Origin of the sequence: Dokdonella ginsengisoli, from assembly GCF_042652785.1 — a bacterium.
In the GTDB taxonomy this organism is placed as follows: domain Bacteria; phylum Pseudomonadota; class Gammaproteobacteria; order Xanthomonadales; family Rhodanobacteraceae; genus Dokdonella_A; species Dokdonella_A ginsengisoli.
In genome coordinates this window covers 75904-93214 of the sequence record NZ_JBHSHD010000003.1, presented here as the reverse complement: position 1 = coordinate 93214, position 17311 = coordinate 75904, and the positions used below count along the sequence as shown (strand labels likewise).

General features: G+C 70.4%; 18 protein-coding genes. 9 read left to right on the top strand and 9 right to left on the bottom strand.

Translation table 11 applies throughout. From position 1 onward, the window contains the following. Window positions 1–17 precede the first annotated feature (17 nt). On the top strand, window positions 18–1487 hold the full coding sequence (locus ACFO6Q_RS02505) for a hypothetical protein (RefSeq protein WP_380018927.1): 1470 nt from the start codon (window positions 18–20) through the stop codon (window positions 1485–1487). A gap of 43 nt (window positions 1488–1530) precedes the next feature. Here ACFO6Q_RS02505 and ACFO6Q_RS02500 read toward each other — a convergent pair whose 3' ends face one another. Next, window positions 1531–2427: a 5'-3' exonuclease gene (locus tag ACFO6Q_RS02500; RefSeq protein WP_380018926.1), complete on the bottom strand. Its 897-nt coding sequence runs from the start codon at window positions 2425–2427 to the stop codon at window positions 1531–1533. 271 nt (window positions 2428–2698) lie between these two features. Between ACFO6Q_RS02500 and ACFO6Q_RS02495 the strand changes: the two genes are divergently transcribed. Together ACFO6Q_RS02495 and ACFO6Q_RS02490 are read left to right on the top strand one after the other, a co-directional pair. Next, the gene (locus tag ACFO6Q_RS02495) at window positions 2699–3304 is read left to right on the top strand and encodes an ECF-type sigma factor (RefSeq protein WP_380018925.1); all 606 of its coding nucleotides are present in this window, start codon (window positions 2699–2701) and stop codon (window positions 3302–3304) included. Beyond that, window positions 3301–6324 carry a serine/threonine-protein kinase gene (locus tag ACFO6Q_RS02490; RefSeq protein ID WP_380018924.1) on the top strand — a complete coding sequence of 1008 codons (3024 nt, stop codon included), beginning with the start codon at window positions 3301–3303 and terminating at the stop codon, window positions 6322–6324. Before ACFO6Q_RS02495 ends, ACFO6Q_RS02490 begins: the two co-directional genes overlap by 4 nt. Window positions 6325–6353: 29 nt before the next feature. On the opposite strand, the gene ACFO6Q_RS02485 is transcribed toward ACFO6Q_RS02490, so the two are convergent. The 3 genes from ACFO6Q_RS02485 to ACFO6Q_RS02475 form a co-directional block, all read right to left on the bottom strand. Continuing rightward, window positions 6354–6731 (bottom strand): hypothetical protein, encoded by a 378-nt coding sequence (locus tag ACFO6Q_RS02485; protein WP_380018923.1) that lies wholly within the window; start codon window positions 6729–6731, stop codon window positions 6354–6356. A 94-nt stretch (window positions 6732–6825) separates the two neighbouring features. Continuing rightward, window positions 6826–8331 carry a peptidoglycan-binding protein gene (locus ACFO6Q_RS02480; protein WP_380018921.1) on the bottom strand — a complete coding sequence of 502 codons (1506 nt, stop codon included), beginning with the start codon at window positions 8329–8331 and terminating at the stop codon, window positions 6826–6828. A 93-nt stretch (window positions 8332–8424) separates the two neighbouring features. Beyond that, window positions 8425–9033: a nitroreductase family protein gene (locus ACFO6Q_RS02475; protein ID WP_380018920.1), complete on the bottom strand. Its 609-nt coding sequence runs from the start codon at window positions 9031–9033 to the stop codon at window positions 8425–8427. Between the two features lie 121 nt (window positions 9034–9154). Between ACFO6Q_RS02475 and ACFO6Q_RS02470 the strand changes: the two genes are divergently transcribed. The 5 genes from ACFO6Q_RS02470 to ACFO6Q_RS02450 all read left to right on the top strand — a co-directional run bounded on the left by ACFO6Q_RS02470 (window position 9155) and on the right by ACFO6Q_RS02450 (window position 13051). Further along, window positions 9155–10282, top strand: coding sequence for a Re/Si-specific NAD(P)(+) transhydrogenase subunit alpha (locus tag ACFO6Q_RS02470; protein WP_380018919.1), 1128 nt, complete (start codon window positions 9155–9157; stop codon window positions 10280–10282). A 58-nt stretch (window positions 10283–10340) separates the two neighbouring features. Further along, a complete protein-coding gene (locus tag ACFO6Q_RS02465; protein WP_380018918.1) occupies window positions 10341–10718 on the top strand; it encodes a GxxExxY protein in 378 nt (125 codons plus the stop codon). A gap of 65 nt (window positions 10719–10783) precedes the next feature. Next, on the top strand, window positions 10784–11080 hold the full coding sequence (locus tag ACFO6Q_RS02460) for an NAD(P) transhydrogenase subunit alpha part 2 (RefSeq protein WP_380018916.1): 297 nt from the start codon (window positions 10784–10786) through the stop codon (window positions 11078–11080). A 5-nt stretch (window positions 11081–11085) separates the two neighbouring features. Beyond that, on the top strand, window positions 11086–12492 hold the full coding sequence (locus ACFO6Q_RS02455; RefSeq protein WP_380019291.1) for an NAD(P)(+) transhydrogenase (Re/Si-specific) subunit beta: 1407 nt from the start codon (window positions 11086–11088) through the stop codon (window positions 12490–12492). A gap of 7 nt (window positions 12493–12499) precedes the next feature. Then, window positions 12500–13051, top strand: a complete 552-nt coding sequence (locus tag ACFO6Q_RS02450) for a L,D-transpeptidase family protein (RefSeq protein ID WP_380018914.1) — start codon at window positions 12500–12502, stop codon at window positions 13049–13051. Between the two features lie 3 nt (window positions 13052–13054). Here the strand turns inward: ACFO6Q_RS02450 and ACFO6Q_RS02445 are convergent, their stop codons facing one another. Next, window positions 13055–13654: a cysteine hydrolase family protein gene (locus ACFO6Q_RS02445; protein ID WP_380018913.1), complete on the bottom strand. Its 600-nt coding sequence runs from the start codon at window positions 13652–13654 to the stop codon at window positions 13055–13057. Between the two features lie 117 nt (window positions 13655–13771). Here ACFO6Q_RS02445 and ACFO6Q_RS02440 point away from each other — a divergent pair, with 117 nt between their 5' ends. Continuing rightward, on the top strand, window positions 13772–14701 hold the full coding sequence (locus tag ACFO6Q_RS02440) for a LysR family transcriptional regulator (protein ID WP_380018912.1): 930 nt from the start codon (window positions 13772–13774) through the stop codon (window positions 14699–14701). Here ACFO6Q_RS02440 and ACFO6Q_RS02435 read toward each other — a convergent pair. From ACFO6Q_RS02435 to ACFO6Q_RS02420, 4 genes are all read right to left on the bottom strand, one after another. After that, window positions 14673–15110 carry a hypothetical protein gene (locus ACFO6Q_RS02435; RefSeq protein WP_380018911.1) on the bottom strand — a complete coding sequence of 146 codons (438 nt, stop codon included), beginning with the start codon at window positions 15108–15110 and terminating at the stop codon, window positions 14673–14675. The genes ACFO6Q_RS02440 and ACFO6Q_RS02435 overlap by 29 nt on opposite strands. Window positions 15111–15191: 81 nt before the next feature. Continuing rightward, complete coding sequence (locus tag ACFO6Q_RS02430) at window positions 15192–16022, bottom strand: isocitrate lyase/PEP mutase family protein (RefSeq protein WP_380018909.1); 831 nt, start codon at window positions 16020–16022, stop codon at window positions 15192–15194. A 36-nt stretch (window positions 16023–16058) separates the two neighbouring features. Then, complete coding sequence (locus ACFO6Q_RS02425; protein ID WP_380018908.1) at window positions 16059–16547, bottom strand: GNAT family N-acetyltransferase; 489 nt, start codon at window positions 16545–16547, stop codon at window positions 16059–16061. Further along, the gene (locus tag ACFO6Q_RS02420; protein ID WP_380018906.1) at window positions 16544–17197 is read right to left on the bottom strand and encodes a pyridoxamine 5'-phosphate oxidase family protein; all 654 of its coding nucleotides are present in this window, start codon (window positions 17195–17197) and stop codon (window positions 16544–16546) included. Before ACFO6Q_RS02420 ends, ACFO6Q_RS02425 begins: the two co-directional genes overlap by 4 nt. Window positions 17198–17311: the final 114 nt, after the last annotated feature.

Here is a 17311-nt window from a genome sequence, read left to right as displayed (position 1 = left end):
CTTGCGAGGTACCCTAGATGAAGATCAAGCAGATTCTGTGCGCGCTCGCTTTCACCTCGATGGCAGCGACGGCGATCGCGCAGCAGGCGCCCGCCGGCGAGCGGCCGCAGCTGGACCCGTCCACGCTGAGCGAAGCGCAGATCGCGCAGACGCAGAAGCCGCAGGCGCTGTTCAAGCTGGCCGCGATCTACAAGCAGAACGGCGACCTCGAGCGGCTCACCTGGGTGCTGCGGCGCCTGATCGCGCTGCGTCCGCACACCGGCGACCTCAAGCTCGCGCTGGCGATGGCGTACGCGGCGCAGGGCGACAAGTCCAAGACCTACGAGACACTGCTGGCGATGCAGAAGCAGGGCCTGGGCTACGACCTGTCGAACAACAAGAACTTCGAGAAGGTCACCGACACCGAAGTGTGGAAGTACGTCGTGCAGGGCCTGCAGGCGAACCTCAAGCCGTTCGGCGAAGGCAAGGTCGCCTTCACGCTGCCGCAAGGCGACCACCTGTACGAATCGCTCGCCTTCGATCCGCAGCGCAAGCAGCTCCTCGTCGGCAGCGTGCGCGACGGCACCATCCAGCTCGTCGGCAAGGACGGCAAGCTGCAGGACTTCATCGCGCCCAACGCGCAGAACGGCCTGTGGAGCGTCTACGCGATGGCGGCGGTGCCCGAGGACGACGCGCTGTACGTCGCCAGCACCTCGTCGGTCTATTTCAAGGATTTCAAGAAGGACGACTACGGCAAGGCCGGCGTGTTCAAGTTCAAGCTGTCCAGCGGCAAGTTCGTCGAGAAGTACCTGCTCGCCCCCGACGGCGACGCACGCACGCTGTCGAGCCTGGCGGCCGGCCGCGGCGGCCTGGTGTTCGCGGCGGACGGCCTGCGCAACCAGATCTACCGCCTCGACGGCCGCGAGCTCAAGCTCACCGTGCAGAATCCGCAGCTGACGAGCATCCGCGGCCTGGCCCTCGACGGCGAAGGCAAGAAGCTCTATTTCGCCGACTATTCGCTCGGCCTGTTCGGCGTGGACCTCGCCGCCGGCAAGGGCTTCGACGTCGAATACGATCCGGCCACCCTCGTGCTCGGCGGCATCGACGGCCTGTACTGGTACCAGCACGCGCTGGTGGCGATCGAGAACGGCATGGTGCCGCACCGCGTGATGCGCCTGTCGCTCAACGCCGACGGACGCAAGATCGCGCGCGCCACGCCGCTGGACGCGGGCAGCCCCGAACTCAAGCTGCCGACCTACGGCGCGATCGACGGCGATGGCCTCTACTTCATCGCCAACAGCCAGAAGAACGCCTACGGCACCTACGGCACGCCCAAGGACGACGCCAAGCTCGAGGCCGTGCGCGTGTTCCGCAGCGACCTGAACTTCAACATGAGCGCGTCCGAGCCGAGCGGCGGCCTGCCGATGCTGCCGGCGGCCAGGTCCAAGCCCGGCGAAGGCGTGTTCCGCAACGTCGAAGGCGGATCGAGCACCGCTTCGGCCGGCTGAGCGGCCGGCCCGCCGCGGATATCTCCGGGCGGCGCGGACTCCTTCAGGCGGCCGATTGCGTCGCGGCGAGCGCGCGCACGCGCGCCCGCGTCAGCGGGCCGAAGTTCAGGCGGTCGAGCAGCTCGTCCAGATCCGGCGCGAGCGTGCCGCGACGGTAGACCGCCTCGTCGTCCGGCACCGGCGCGTCGAGCACGATGCCGGTGAGGCGGCGCGACAGCCGCGCCAGCTCGGCGTGCTCGCGCAGCTTCTGCGCCGTCGTCGCCGCGCCGCGCATGCGCAGGAAGGCGACCTCGTCGGAGCGTTCGAGCAGCGCCTCCAGGCTGCCGAAATGGTGCAGCAGGATCGCCGCGGTCTTCGCGCCGATGCCGGGCACGCCGGGAACGTTGTCGGTCGCGTCGCCGGTCAGCGCGAGGAAATCGGCGACCTGGTCCGGCCGCACGCCCAGGCGCGCCTTCACGCCGGCGCCGTCCCAGCGCTGGTTGCGCGAGGGATCCCACTGCTCGTCGTGCAGGCCGATCAGCTGGCCGAAATCCTTGTCGGCGGACACGATCACGCTGCGCAGCCCCGCGCGCCGCAGCGCCTCGAGCGCGCTGCCGATCAGGTCGTCGGCCTCGTAGCGCGTGTCGCCGAGCACGACGGCGCCGAGCGCGCCGGCGATGCGGCGGCAGCCGTCGAACTGGCGCAGCAGGTCCGGCGGCGCCGGCGGACGGTTCGCCTTGTAGTCGGCGTAGATCGCGTTGCGGAAACAGGTGGTCAGCGATTCGTCGAAGGCGACGGCGACGTGCGTGGGCCGCGCGCGTTCGAACAGGTCGAGCAGGAAGCGCGCGAAGCCGTGCACGGCGTGCGCCGGCTGGCCGTCGGCGTCGAACACGTCCGGGCCCTGCGCGAACCAGGCGCGGCAGACGTAGAGGCTGCCGTCGACGAGATGCGCGGTCTTCATCGCGCCGCACCGGTCGCGCGATGCCGGGCGGACTGCGGCACACCGTCTTGCCGCGCGGCGGGAATGTCAGGAATCAAGTCTTCTCCGGATGCGTCGCCGAACGGCGTCTGTGGATTGGTCTAGGATACCCTCGCAAGACCGGGGATGGTCCGCGCCGCGCGTCGCCGCTGCGCCGGTGACCGCAGGCGCCTCGCGCCGCGCCGCGCTCGAGCCTCCCCGCAGCTTCCTGCCGCTCCCGCGGCATCGCTTCCGGACGCAAGGCGAGGTGGCCATGGCGGAACCAGACGAGGCATCGGATCGGCCGCAGGAGACGGATCTCGACGCGCTGTTCCTGGCCTGGAGAAACGGCGAGGGCGGCGCATTCGACACCCTGTTCGCCACGCTGTACGAGCAGCTGCGTCTGCTCGCGCACCGCCAGCTGTCGCGCAGCGGCGGCGGCGACACGCTGCGCACCACGTCGATCGTGCACGAGGCGTACCTGCGCCTGGCCGGCGGCCCGCAGGTCGAGGTCGAGGGGCGCGAGCATTTCTTCTCGCTGGCCGCGCGCGCGATGCGTTTCGTGCTGGTCGACTACGCGCGCATGAACACGGCCGACAAGCGCGGCGGCGCCGCATTGATGCTGACGATGGGCGCGGCCGCCGACGTCGCCGCGGCGGCCGCTTCGGCGGAGGAAGTGCTGGTCGTCGACCAGGCGCTCGAACGCCTGGCCGGGCTCGATTCCCGCCAGGCGCAGGTGTTCGAGCTGCGCGCCTTCGGCGGCCTCACCGTCGAGGAGGTCGCCGACCTGATCGGAGTCGCGCCGGCCACCGTCAAGCGCGACTGGGACAAGGCCCGGCTGTTCGTCGCGCGGGAACTGGCGGCCGACGCGCCGACATGACCGCCGGCGCGCCGGGCAATCCGCAGGCGGAGCGCTGGGCGCGCGTCGGCGAGATCCTCGACGCGGTGCTGGACGTGGATGCCGCCGAGCGCGAGCGGATCCTCGACGAGCGCTGCGCCGGCGATGCCGGATTGCGCGCCGAAGTGGAGAGCCTGCTGCGCGCCGAGGCGGTCGCCGATGCGCGGTTCGAAGCGCCCGCGCTCGAGTGGGCCGGGGCGCTGGCGGACGGCGGCGGGTTCGACGCGGCGGCGCCGGAGCACGTCCGCGGCGAGAGGATCGGCCCGTGGCGGCTGGTCGAGGAAATCGGCCGCGGCGGCATGGGCACCGTGTGGCGGGCCGAGCGCGCGGACGGCGCGTACGAACAGCCCGCGGCGCTGAAGCTGATCCGGCGCGGACTGGACAGCAACGCGATCCTCGCGCGCTTCGTCGGCGAGCGCAGCATCCTGGCGCGGCTGCAGCATCCGCACATCGCGCGCCTGATCGACGGCGGCATCGCCGGCGACGGGCGGCCCTACTTCGCGATGGAACTGGTCGAAGGCGAGCCGATCACCGACTGGTGCGACCGCCGCCGCCTGTCGGTGCGCGACCGCATCCGCCTGCTGCTGTCGGCGATCGACGCGGTGCAGTACGCGCACCAGCAACTGGTCGTGCACCGCGACCTGAAGCCGTCGAACATCCTCGTCACCGCGGCGGGCGAGGTGAAGCTGCTCGACTTCGGCATCGCCAAGGTACTCGACGCCAGCGCCGGGCGCGCCGACGCGGCGACGATGACGCAGTTCGGCTTCCGCATGCTGACGCCCGAATACGCCGCGCCGGAACAGCTGCGCGGCGAGGCGGTGACGACGGCCACCGACGTCTACGCGCTCGGCGTGCTGCTGTACGAGCTGCTGACCGGCCTGCGTCCGACCGCTGCGCGCGGCCAGCGCGGCGCCGCGGCGGAGGCACCGAACGAGGCGTCGGCGCGCGCGCCGACGCGGCCGTCCACGCAGGCATCCGATGCCGCTGCGCGCCTGCGCGCGAGCACGACGCCGCGCCTGCGCCGCAACTTGCGCGGCGATCTGGACACCATCGTGCTGCGCGCGCTGCACGAAGAACCCGAACGCCGCTATCGCACCGCCGAGGCGTTGCGCCGCGACCTGCTGCGCCATCTCGCCGGCCGGCCGGTGCACGCGCGCCCGGACAGCCGCTGGTATCGCCTGCGCAAGTTCGTCGCGCGCCATCGCACCGGCGTGGTCGCCGCCGCCCTGGTTGCGGCGAGCCTGGCCGCCGGCCTGGTCGCCACCGCCTGGCAGGCGCGAAGGGCCGAATTGCGCGCGCTGGAAGCCGGGCGCCAGGCGCAGCGCGCGGAGGAAGTCAAGGCGTTCCTGATCACGGTGTTCGAGTCCGGCGGACCGCGCGAATGGCGCGGCAAGGAACCCACCGCGCGCGAACTGCTCGACGCCGGCGCGAAGCGCGTCGACGAGGAGCTGGCCGGCAATCCCGAGCTGCGCGCCGAGATGCAGGCGATCATCGGCGAGCTGTATTTCGATCAGGGGCGCCTGGATCCCGCCGAGCGCTTGCTGCGCAGCTCGCTGGAGCAGCGGCGCGAGCTGTCGGGCGAGGACAGCGAAAGCTACGCCGACTCCCTCGGCAAGCTGGCCGATCTGCTCTACGTCAACGGCGACTGGACGCAGGCGCGGCAGGCGCAGGTTCAGGCGCTGCGAATCCTGCGCCAGAGGTTCGGCGAGCATCCGCGGACCGCCGCGGCGCTCGCGAGTCTCTCCCTCACCGAGCTGGCGCTGGGCAATGCGGTCGAGGCCATCGATCTGCAGCGTCAGGCGCTCGACATCGATCGCCGCGCGCTGGGGCCGTCGCACGTGCGGGTCGCCGACGACATGCGGATACTGGCGGCCCTGCTCGTGGATCGCGGGGGCGGCGCCGAAGCCGGGCCGTTGTTCGAGCAAGCGCTGGCGATCTACGAGAAGCTCTACGGAGTCCGCAGCGTACGCTACGCGCTCGGGCTCAACGCGCAGGCGATGTTCCTGCAGAAGCAGGGGGAAACCGAGCGGGCCGCGACGGCGTATCGTCACGCCGCCGACGTCTATCGCGAGGCCGGCGATCCGATCAATCTGGAAGACGCGGTCAGCCACTACGGCGCCGCGCTGTGCTCGCTCGGGCGTTTCGACGAGGCGGAACGCTACCTGCGCGAGTCGCTGGAGCTGGTCAGGCGCAACGGCGCCGCGCCCAGCCGGATCGGCATCCGCTCCGTCAGTCTGGGCAGGTGCTTGGCCGAAGCCGGGCGTTTCGCGCAGGCGATGCCGCTGCTGCGCGAAGGGCTTTCGCTGGTCGAGCAGGATCTGGGGCCTGATCACGCCTGGACGCCGATCGCCCTCACCAGATATGCGCAGTCGCTGGCCGACCAGGGGGATGTCGCGCAGGCGATGCCGCTGGCCGAAAGGGCGTTCGCGTTGTTCCAGCACCAGTTGGGTGCGGACAGCGCGCTGGGCGCCGACAGTCTTCGACTGCTGGCGCGCTTGCGCTTCCTCGCCGGGGAGCGCGCAGCGGGAATGGCGCAGGCGCGTCGCGCATGGGAGACCCTGGACAGGATCGACGGACCGCGCCATCCGCTGACGGCGGCGGCGGCGCTGGACCTGGCCGATCTCCAGCTGCAGGCCGGCGAACCCCTGCAGGCCGAGTCTCGCCTGCGTGAAGTGGCGGAGATTTTCGATGCGATCGGCGACCGGCCGGACGCATCCACCGCGCGGCTGCTTCTCGGCATCGCTCAGGATCGGCTGCAACGCGACGGCGAAGCGGAGAAATCCCTGCGTCGGGCGCTGACCGAGCGCAGCGATCTGTACGGACGGAGCAGCCCCAAGACCGCCGAAGCGGAGATCCGCCTCGGCTCATTCCTGCTGCGGCGCGGCGATCCGGTCGAGGGACGGCGCCTGCTGGAGGCCGCGCGGTCGAGCGTGATCCAGCAGAGCGGCGCGACGCATCCGCTGGTCCGACTCGCCGCGGCGGAGCTGAGCAAAGGCCGCTGACGGCTGCTCCACGCCCCGCCGCGCGAGGGTCAGGAATTGGCCGTGGGATTCGTCGTGGGCGGCCCGGCCTCGATTACCTGCGGCGGATTGGTGGTCGGCGGCCCGGCGGCTGGTCGTGACGAATCGGAGGAGGCCTCCGCTTCGGAGCTGCCGGCATCGTCGGCCGACACCTCGTAGACCTTGCCCTCGGGCGTGGTGATTTCCCAGGTTCCGTCGCCGGTCGAGCGGATCGAGGCGGAAGGCGGACTGACCACGGGAGTCCCGTCGGCGGAGCGATTGATGGTCACGTTGCCGTCGCGAAACGGCAGATCGCCGACGCGCAGGCTCTTGCTGGCGGATCCGGCATCCTGCGGTGCAGACGGAGGATTGGTGGTTGGAGGACCCTTGGCGACGCCATGAATGCTCATTTCGTTCTCTCCGGCCGATGACGTTCGCTTCGAACGTAGCACTGTGACGAGAGTCGCATAACTAGGGATACTCCTAGAGCGGGATCGGGCGTGATCAGCCCACCGGAACGCGCCGGCCGACATAGCTTGCGTTGTCCAGGAACTGGCTCGCATCGCTGACCTGTACCGTCGGCGGCGTCGCCTCGAGGACTTCCGCTCGGCCGTCGCCGTCGCGATCGCCGAGATAGATGACGACGTGGCTGCCGGACTTCACCAGAAGGTCACCCGGACGCAGTTCTTCGCGCGAGACGGCCGGAAGCTTGCTCGCCATGTCGCGCGTGTTGGCGATGTCCTGTGCGGCCAGGTCGATGCCGAGCTGCCGGTACACCGCGACGACCAGTCCGGAGCAGTCGTACCCGCGCACCCCGGCGGGCGAAACGTAGGCGCGCTGTCCGTCCATCTGATACGTCCGCCCGTCGCCGGGGTCGCCGAAGCGGAACGGACTGGCGCCGCCGACGTACGGTGCGCCGAGCTGGCTCAGGCCGAAATTCAGGGCCGCATCCATTCGCGCATCGGAGGGTCCCGAAACGCCCGGCCCGGGCGCGACGGGCGTGACCGGCTGCGCACCTGCGGCGGTTCCGCGCAACGCCGCCATCGTCTGCGGCCCGGCCCAGCCGTCGACGGTCAGGCCGCGATCGCGCTGGAAGGCGCGCACGGCGGCATCGGTCTGCGGTCCGAAATTGCCGCCGATGTTGCCGTGGTAGTAGCCCAGCGATTGCAGCCTCTGCTGCAGCTCCGCAACCTCCGGGCCGGAGGCGCCCTGCACGAGGCGTCCGCCGGTGGCCGCGCTGCCGCCGCCGACGGCGTCGAGCCTGCCCCAGGTCTGCGCGCCGACCCAGCCGTCGACGGCGATGCCGCGGCTGTGCTGGAACGCGCGCACCGCGGCTTGGGTGCGCGGTCCGAACCAGCCGTCGACCGGACCGGGATCGAAGCCGGTGGCGATCAGCTGGCGCTGCAGGTCCTTCACCTCCTCGCCGCGCGCGCCGATGCGCAGCACCGGATGCGAGGCCGCGGCCGGCGCCGCGTTCGTCGTCGCCGTCGCGGCGGGATCCGGACTCGGCGCCGAAGCACCGCCATCGGGCAGCGGCTGTCCGAGCAGACCCTGGCGCTCGGCCTCGGCCACCGCCGCGCGCGCTTCGGGGAGGTCGGTGTTGAACGTCGGCGATTCGCCGCGGTACGGCCCCCACGGACGGAACGGCGGATCGAACAGGTAGGCCAGGCCGAACGCGACGCGTGCGTTGACGGCGGGATCGAGCAGCTGTTCCGGCGAGGTCAGGCCGAATTTCTCCATCAGCCAGCGGCCGTTGTCGCCGTACATGTTGATCTGCGTCAGGCCGTAGGAATCGTCGCGCGTGCGCCCGTTGTCGTTGTGCGCCGTCGGCACGCCGTCGGACTCGCGCTTGGCGATGGCCACGATCGTGACCAGGTCCTCGCCGCGGAAGCCGGCCTCGTAGAACACCTGCGCCAGCTCGACGCCGGACAGCTGGCCGCCACGGCCGCCGTAGGACTGCGCGGCGAACTGGACGGAAGGAACGTAGGCGGCTGAGCCGATCGCGGTCATGGGTGTTCTCCGAAATGCCGGGTTGGAAGGGATGCCAACCCAAGGATTCGGATTTCCGGACCGCAACGGCTCACATGGGATTCGCGCCCGCGCTCAGGCGCTCCATTCGCCGACGATTTCCGCCAGCGCCGGACGGTTGCGTTCTGGCACGGGCTCGCGGCTGGTGCCGATGTGCACGAAGGCGACGAGGCGCTCGCTCGGCGCCAGGCCGAGCAGGGCGGCGGCGTCGCGGTCGTAGGCGGCCCAGCCGGTCAGCCATTGCGCGCCGTAGCCGAGCGCCTGGGCGCCGAGCAGCAGGTTGTAGGCGACGCAGCCGGCCGAGAGCAGCTGTTCCTGCTCGGGCACCTTCGGGTGATCGGCCTCCAGCCGCGCGATCACGGCGACGATCAGCGGCGCGAACGAATAGCGCTCGCGGTCCTTCTGCAGCGCCGCCGGCGGCGCATCGGGCTCGTTGCGCGCGTGGATCCCGGCCAGCGCGGTGCCGAGGCGCGCGCGGGCCTCGCCGCGGATCGTGAGCAGGCGGAACGGCACGAGCTTGCCGTGATCGGGCACGCGCACCGCGGCGGCGAACAGGGCGTCGAGTTCGGCGGCGTCGGGGCCGGGTTCGCCGAGCTGGCGCGACGGCACGGAACGGCGCTGGTTGAGTACGTCGAGTGCGGACAAGAGGGCATTCCGGAAGTCGTGGGAAGTGCGCCGGAGCATAGCGGACGCTTCCTTCACGTGATGGCCGCGCGCGCCGCGTTCAAGCATCGTCCGCGCGCGCTCGCCACGCGCCCGCGAACTAGGCTAGGATCGAAACCCTCCTGGGGTGCGAGAGGCAGGCATGGCGACGACGATCGTGGCGTTGCGCGAGACCGTTCCCGGCGAGCGCCGCGTCGCGCTCACGCCCGAAGTCGCCAAGAAGCTGCGCGCGCGCGGCGCCCGCATCGTACTGCAGGACGGCGCCGGCGCTTCCGCTTCCTTTCCCGATTCCGCCTACGCCGACGTCGAATTCGCCGCCGCGCCCGCCGCGCTCGCGCAGGCGAACGTGCTGCTCAAGGTGCAGCCGCCGTCGCTGGAGGAAATCGCGCAGCTGCCGGAAGGGGCGATCGTGATCGGCCACCTGCAGCCGCATCTGGCTCCTGAGCGCATCCGGGCGCTGCGCGACCGCAGGATCACTGCATTCGCGATGGAGCTGCTGCCGCGCACGACGCGCGCGCAGGCGATGGACGTGCTGTCCTCACAGGCCGCCGTCGCCGGCTACAAGGCCGTGCTGATCGCGGCCGAGGCGGCGCCGAAGTTCTTTCCGATGCTGACCACGGCCGCCGGCACGATCCGGCCGAGCAAGGTGCTCATCGTCGGCGCCGGCGTCGCCGGCCTGCAGGCGATCGCCACGGCCAGGCGCCTGGGCGCGCAGGTCGAAGGCTTCGACGTGCGTCCGGAAACCAAGGAGCAGATCGAATCGCTCGGCGCGAAATTCCTCGACCTCGGCGTCAGCGCCGCCGGCAGCGGCGGCTACGCGCGCGAGCTGACCCAGGAAGAACGCGACCAGCAGCAGCATGCGCTGGCCGAGCAGCTGAAGGCCTTCGACGTGGTCGTGACCACCGCCGCGGTGCCGGGCCGCAAGGCGCCGCGCATCATCAGCGCGGCGATGGTCGCCGGCATGAAGCCGGGCGCCGTCATCGTCGACATCGCCGCCGAGACCGGCGGCAACGTCGAGATCACCGAGGCCGGCAGGACGGTGGTCAGCGCGAACGGCGTCAGCGTGATCGGCACGACCAACCTGCCGGCATCGGCGCCGGTGCATGCGAGCGAGATGTACGCGCGCAACCTGTTCAACTTTCTCGAGCTGTCGCTCAAGGACGGCGCGGTGACGCTCGACTGGGACGACGAGCTGATCGCCAAGACGTGCCTGACGCACGCGGGCGAGATCCGGCACGAACCGACCAAGGCGCTGGTAGACGGGGCTTGACGCCGAAAGATTGAAACACGAAGAACACGAAGAACACGAAGGAAGATCTGGATCGAAGGTGGGAATCGAGTTCGACGATTTGTCCAATCGGGTGATTGGGTGTGCGCTGGAAGTGCATCGGCAGCTCGGGCCGGGTTTACTCGAGTCGGTGTATCAGCGATGCCTTGCTTACGAGCTCGTCAGTTCGGGAATCCAGGTCGAAGTCGAACGGCCGATGAGAGTTCGATACAAGGAGATCGACATCGATTGCGGCTTCCGCGTCGATATGTTGATCGAGAGAGAGCTGATTGTGGAGCTGAAAGCGGTCGACACTCTGCTTCCGATCCACGAGTCGCAGCTGCTGACGTATTTGAAGTTGTCGGGCCGGAAGATCGGGTTGCTGATGAATTTCAACAGCGGAATGCTGAAGAAGGGAATCCGGCGACTGGTCCTTTGATTTCTTCGTGCCCTTCGTGCCCTTCGTGTTTCAATCTTTGAGTGCCTTTCGATGCAGGTGACGCCATGATCGACGGATTCCTCGCGCTGTACATCTTCATGCTCGCCGCCTTCACCGGCAAGGAAATCATTGGCCGCGTGCCGGTGATCCTGCACACGCCGCTGATGTCGGGCTCGAACTTCGTGCACGGCATCGTGCTGGTCGGCGCGATGATCGCGCTGGCGCACGCCGAGTCGCCGCTGGCGATCGCGATCGGTTTCATCGGCGTCGTGCTCGGCGCCGGCAACGCGGCCGGCGGCTACGTCGTCACCGAACGCATGCTCGAGATGTTCAAGTCGAGCAAGGGCGAGAAGAAGGGATGAGCGCGATGGACCTGCAGACCACGCTCGTCTGGCTCGCCAAGGCCAGCTACTTCCTAGCCGCGGTGCTGTTCATCCTCGGCATCAAGCGCATGTCCTCGCCGGTCACCGCGCGCAAGGGCATCGTCTGGGCCGGCGTCGGCATGGTTATCGCGACCCTGGCGACGTTCGCGATCACGCGCGGCCACAACCTCGGCTACATCGTCGCCGCGATCGCGCTCGGCGTGATCCCGACCTGGCTGTGGGGCAAGAAGGTCGCGATGACCGACATGCCGCAGATGGTCGCGCTGTTCAACGGCATGGGCGGCGGCTCGGCCGCGGCGATCGGCGCCGGCGAGCTGCTCAAGTTCACCCAGGCCGGCATCGCGCCGCCGCTGGCGACGCTGCTGCTGGCCGTGACCGGTGCGCTGATCGGCGCGATCTCGATGACCGGCTCGATCATCGCCTGGGCCAAGCTCGACGGCCGCATGGACAAGCGCTTCACCTTCGGCGGCCAGCAGGCGGTCAACTTCCTCGTCTTCGCGGCGGCGGTGCTGGCCGGGCTCGCGCTGGTGTTCTGGAAGCTCGACGCGAGCCTGGTCGTCGTGTTCTTCCTGCTCGCGCTGGCCTTCGGCGTGCTGATGACCCTGCCGATCGGCGGCGCCGACATGCCGGTGGTGATCTCGCTGTACAACGCGTTCACGGGTCTGGCGGTCGCGTTCGAAGGCTATGCGATGGGCATCGAGGCGCTGATCGTCGCCGGCATGGTGGTCGGCGCGGCGGGCACCTTCCTGACCCAGCTGATGGCCAAGGCGATGAACCGGCCGATCAGCAACGTGCTGTTCTCCAACTTCGGCGGCGGCGGCGAAGGCGCGGCGATCGCCGGCGCGCAGAAGCCGATCGAGGCCGCCGACGCCGCCTCGCTGCTGTACATGGCCGAGAAGGTCATCATCGTGCCGGGCTACGGCATGGCCGTGGCGCAGGCGCAGCACAAGATCTGGGAGCTGTCGCAGGCGCTGATCAAGGCCGGCAAGGAAGTGAAGTTCGCGATCCACCCGGTCGCCGGGCGCATGCCCGGCCACATGAACGTGCTGCTCGCCGAAGCCGGCGTGCCGTACGACCTGATCGCCGACATGGACGACATCAATCCCGAGTTCAAGACCTGCGACGTCGCCATCGTGATCGGCGCGAACGACGTGGTGAACCCGGCCGCCAAGACCGACAAGTCCTCGCCGATCTTCGGCATGCCGATCCTCGACGTGGTCGACTCGCGGCAGACCATCGTCATCAAGCGCGGCAAGGGCACCGGCTTCGCCGGCATCGAGAACGCGCTGTTCTACGCCGACAACACGCGCATGCTGTACGCCGACGGCAAGGAAGCGGCGAACCAGCTGATCGCCGAGCTGAAGGCGATCGAGGGCGGCGGCGGACACTGAGCGGCGCGTGTACGGCTTCGCGCCGCGGACGCTCCTGCTCGCCGTCGCGGCGGGCTGCGCCGTGTTCGCCGGCGGCGTGCGGGCCGCCGCACCGATCGCCGACGCACGCATCGAGGTGTTCAAGGCCGGGCGCGAGCTGCGCGTGTATTCCGGTGATGCGCTGCGCAAGACCTATCGCATCGGCCTGGGCAGCAATCCGGTCCCGCCCAAGCGCCGGCAGGGCGATCGCGCGACGCCGGAAGGGCGCTACTTCATCTCGCACAGGAATCCGCGCAGCCAGTTCTACCTGTCGCTCGGCGTCAGTTATCCGAATGCGGACGACGCCGAGCGCGGCCTGCGCGAAAAGCGCATCACGAAGACGCAGCGCGACCGTATCGTGCGCGCGATCGACGCGCATCGGCCGCCGCCGGCGGACACGGCGCTCGGCGGCGACATCTTCGTGCACGGCAGGGGTTCGGGATCGGACTGGACCTGGGGCTGCATCGCGCTCGACGACGCCGACATGAAGGAGCTGTACGGCTCGATCGACGTCGGCACGCCGATCACGATCCGTCCCTGAGCTTCAGTCGGGAATGTCCGAGGCCTGCGGCACGACCACTGCGAACAGGTCGCCGAGCGCCGCCAGCGCCGCCGCCTGCACGAGGTTCGCGGCGACGATGCCGCCGTCGGCGCCCGGCAATGCGCGCGTGGCGGTGGTGTCGCCGGCGACGGTCACCCCGTAGCCGAGGTTGAACGCGCCGCGCGCGGTCGAGTTGATGCACATGTGCGTCATGAAGCCGGCGACGATGAGCTGCTGCCGACCAGCTGCCTTCAGGCGTGCATCGAGGTCGGTGCCGACGAAGGAGTTCGGGAAGTTCTTCACCACGACCGGCTCGCCGGCGCGTGGCGCGACTTCGCCGGCGATCGCGCCGATGCGCGCGCGGATGTCGTAGGGCGTGCCGGGGCCGGAATCGTGCTGGATGTGGATCACCGGTACGTTCGCGCGGCGCGCGCGCTCGAGCAGCTCGGCGCAGCGCTGCAGGGCGGCCTCGACGCCGTCGAGCGCCATCACGCCCTCGCGATAGGTGTTCTGCGCATCGACGAGGATCAGTGCGGTTTCGGACAGCGGCGCCGGCGCGGCGGACTGGCCGGAAAGGTCGCGCAGGGTGACGGGACGGGACATGGGCACTCCTTCGGAGATCGGGTCGGGAAGCGCAGGCTAGCCGCCGCCGAGGCCTGCGTGAATTCACGAACGCGCAGGTCGAACCTGCAAGAATGCAGGGCACCGAAGGAGCCGATCATGCAGTGGGACGACTTGCGTTTTCTGGTCGAGATCGGCCGCGGCGGTTCGCTGGCCGCCGCCTCGCGCCGCCTGCGCGTGGACCAGACCACGGTCGCGCGCCGCCTGCGCGCGCTGGAACGGCGGCTCGGCGCGACCTTGTTCGAGCGCATCGAGGGGCGCTGGATCGCGACCGCGGTCGGCGCGCGCGTGCTCGAGCGCGCGCAGGGCATCGAGGAAAGCGTGGCCGGCATCCAGCGCGTCGCCGCAAGCGGCCGCGGCGACGTCGCCGGGCTCGTGCGCGTCACCTCGGTCGCGTCCATCGCGATCGACTACCTGACGCCGCGGCTGGCGCCGCTGTACGAGCGCCATCCGGCCCTGGAGATCGAGCTGATCGCCAGCAACGAGAACCTGAGCATCTCGCGCCGCGAGGCGGACATCGCGATCCGCCTCGCGCGTCCGGACAGCGGCGACTTTCTGATCCGCAAGCTCGTCGACTGCGGTCACGCCCTGTACGAGAGCGCCGATCCCGACGCCGCGCGCCGCGCCGAAGGCTGCTGGGTCGCCTACCAGGACGATCTCGCGCACACGCCGGAAATGCACTGGCTCGAACGGCATCGCGAGGGCGGCCGCATCCGCTTCCGCTCGAACAGCCCGCACAGCCTGGCCGGCGCGATCGCCGGCGGTGTCGGCCGCGGCATCCTGCCGTGCTTCGTCGGCGACGCATTGCCGGGTCTGCGCCGGCTCGGCGGGCGCGAACCGCTGCTCGAACGGCCGTTGTGGATGCTCAGTCATCGCGAGGCGCGCCGGCAGGCTGGTGTCGCCGCCGTCGCGCAGTGGCTGCTCGCGTGTTTCGAGGCGGATGCGGCGGCGTTCGCCGGACTGCGCCGGGCGGCCGTGGACTCGACCCGTCGCGTGCGGCCTACGCGGCGCGGTCGCGCGCCGGCGTGAACCCGGTGGCGCCGGCGGCGAAGAGCACGGCGAGGATCACCACGACGGCGCTCCAGCCGCTGAAGTTCGCCCGCGCGATCGCCAGCGCCATGCCCGGCTCCATCTGCAGCAGCGCCGCGCGCATCGGCAGGCCGAGCATCGCCGCGACCTGCGCGACGGCCTGCAGGTAGAACGAGTACGCCGACGCCAGCGCCACGCAGAACGCGGCGATCAGCGCGCCGGACCAGCGGCCGGCGTAGCCGTTGCCGCGCAGCTGCCAGACCACGGCCAGCGCGACGAGGAACGAGAAGCCGGCCAGATCGCCGCGCGAGTACAGCGAGAGCAGGCACCAGATCGCTCCGCCCGCCAGGGCGTACATCAGGGCGACGGCGAGGCCGAACAGGCGTGGCGTGGCGGATGCTGCATTCATCGTGTCGATCCGGCGCCGACCCCTGGCGCGAAACGACCGATGATAGCGGCGCGCCGCGGATTCGTCGTGCGTCGCGGCGCGTCAGCGCTCCTCGCGCAGGAACGCGTTCAGTTCCGCCGTCGTGAGGCTGCGGTCGAGATAGCCGAAGCGGCCGTTCTCGCGCACCTCGCGCGCCGCTTCGAGCAGGCCAGTCATCGCGGCGCGGTAGAGCGAGGTCGCCAGGCTCACGCGCCGCACGCCGGCAGCCTCCAGTGCGGCGAGGTCGAACGAGCGGCCGCGGATGCCGGCCATGAAGTTCACCGGCCGGGACAGCGCGGCGCAGACCGCGCGCACGGATGGCAGATCCGGCAGGCCCGGCGCGAACAGCACGTCGGCGCCGGCGCGCTCGTAGGCCTGCAGGCGGCGGATGGTGTCGTCCAGATCGGCGCGGCCGTGCAGGAAGTTCTCGGCGCGCGCGGTCAGCGTGAAGCGGAACGGCAGCGCGCGGGCGGCCTCGGCAGCGGCCGCGATGCGCTCTGCCGCGTGGCCGAGGTCGTAGATCGGCTGTTCCTTGTCGCCGCTGAAGTCCTCGATCGAGCCGCCGACGAGCCCGGCTTCGGCCGCCATGCGGATCGTCTCGGTGACGGTCTGCGTGGACGGGCCGAAACCGTTCTCCAGGTCAGCCGACACCGGCAGTGCGGTCGCCTCGACGACGGCGCGTACCAGCGCCAGCGAATCCTCGCGCGTGATGCGGCCGTCGCGGCGGCCGAGCACCGCGGCGCTGGCGCCGCTCGAGGTTGCCAGCGCGTCGAAACCCAGTCCGGCGAGCAGGCGCGCGGAACCGGCGTCCCAGGCGTTGGCGATGACGAAGGCGCGCGGCTGCCCGTGCAGGGCGGCGAAGCGTTCGGCCTTGTCGGCGGAATCCAGCTTCATCGGATGGCCTCGTCGATGTGGGATTTCCGCACGTGGCTAACGTTCGGACATCGGCCTGGAAAAGTGGAAGCCGACGATGGTCAGGCCGTGGCGGAAGTAGAAGCGGTGCGCGCGCTGGCGCTGCGTGCCGGAGTCGAGCGTGAACGCCTGGCAGCCCGCGTCGCGTGCGAGTTTCTGCAGGTGGTCGAGCAAGATCTCGCCGACGCCTTCCGATCGCCGCGCCTCGTCAGTGACGAGGTCGTCGACGTACATGTGCTTGCCGTCGAACGTGTTCTCGTGGATGCGGTACACCGCGACGCCGACGACCACGCCGTCGCGCACGGCGGCGCACAGGCGGCCGCCGCCGGCGAACACGCGAAGCATCTTGCCTTCGTAGTCGGACGGCAGATGCGGGCGCAGCTGCCGGTGGACCGCTTCGGATTTCGCCAGCCATTCGGGCTCGCGCACCGATCCCGACGCGTCGTTGACGTCGACGATGCGCAGCGCCGCTACGTCGGTTGTTTTCGTGTGCGGATGGCGGCTCATGCGCGTGCTCCTTGCGCGAGCAGGGCGAGCACCGAGGCGGGCAGGCCCATGTCGCCCGCCGATGCATCCGGCTGGGCCGCGGCGTGCTGCGTGCGGATCGGCACCACGCCGGCCCAGTACGGCAGGGCGAGATCGGCCGCATCCTCCTTCACACCGCCGTCGCGTACCTTCGCGCTGGCGTCCTCGATCTCCAGGCGCAGCACGCGCGTCGCGGCGAGTTCGTTGCGGTCGGCGGGGCGCGACTCGGCGGCGCGGCCGGGGATCAGCGCGTCGACGAAGTGCGCCAGCGCAGCGGCCTTGTGCACGGGGTCCTCGACGAGCGTGGCGCGGCCGAACGCGACCACCGAGCGGTAGTTGACCGAGTGATGGAAGTGCGAGCGCGCGAGCACGAGCCCGTCCACGTGTGTCACGCTCAGGCAGGCGGGGATGCCTTCGCCGAGCCGGTGCATCAGCCGGCTGGCGATCGAGCCGTGCAGCAGCACGGCGTCGCCGTCGCGCGCGTACAGCATCGGGATGACGAAAGGCTGCGCGTCGATGCAGAAGCCGACGTGCGCGAGCATGCCGGCGTCGAGGATCGCGTGGATCGCCTCGCGCTCGTAGCTGGCGCGCTGCCTGGTGCGCTGGACGCGGTGGCGGGCTGGCGTGCGCATCGCGGTTTCAGCCTGCATGCGCAGCCATCCCGAGGTTGAGGCCGGAGGGAGCAGGGCGTTCGACGGCCCGGCGAAGGTCGATGCGGATCGGCATGGGCGTTCCGTGGCGGAAGG